This is a genomic window from Paracoccus sp. S4493 (assembly GCF_000967735.1).
GTDB classification, from domain to species: domain Bacteria; phylum Pseudomonadota; class Alphaproteobacteria; order Rhodobacterales; family Rhodobacteraceae; genus Paracoccus; species Paracoccus marcusii.
This window is the reverse complement of sequence record NZ_JXYF01000084.1, coordinates 1-615: the sequence shown is the minus strand read 5'-3', so window position 1 is coordinate 615 and position 615 is coordinate 1. Positions and strand designations below refer to the sequence as shown.

The 615-nt window shown below is 70.4% G+C and carries 1 protein-coding gene; it reads left to right on the top strand.

All coding sequences use genetic code 11. The features are described from left to right. Positions 1 to 615: TonB-dependent receptor plug domain-containing protein (locus TW83_RS12460; RefSeq protein WP_045983103.1), on the top strand; the 615-nt coding region annotated here is incomplete at both ends.

Sequence of the window (615 nt, the reverse complement as noted above, 5' to 3'; positions counted from 1 at the left end):
CGATCCTGCTGGACGAGATCACCCTGACGGCCGAAGGCGAGGCCCCGGCCCGCATCGCCCCCAGCGCGGAACAGATCGAGGATGCCCGCACCGGCACCATCGAGGACGTGTTCCGCGCCGAACCCAGCGTGACCGTCAGCAGCGGCATCGCCATCGCGGAACGCGTCTTTGTCAACGGCATCGACGAACAGCAGCTGTCGGTCAGCGTCGACGGGGCCGCGCAGAACAACCGCATGTTCCACCATACCGGCACCAACATGATCGATCCGGGCCTGTTGAAGGCCGCGCGCGTCGATCCGGGCGTGGCGCCGGCGGATGCGGGCTTTGCCGCGCTGGGCGGCAGCATCGCGTATGAGACGAAATCGGCCATCGACATGCTGGAGGACGGGCGCGACCGCGGCGGGCGTGTCACCAACGGCTATGGCGACAACGGCGGCACGGCGACGGGGGCGGTGACGCTGTACGGGCGCCAGGGGCCGGTCGACGCGCTGATCTATGCCAAGCGGGCGACGGGCGACGCCTATCAGGACGGGAACGGCCGCACCGTGGCCCGCACCGGGGCCGACCTGAACAGCGAGGCGCTGAAGCTGGGGGCCGAGTTCGGCGACTGGCGGG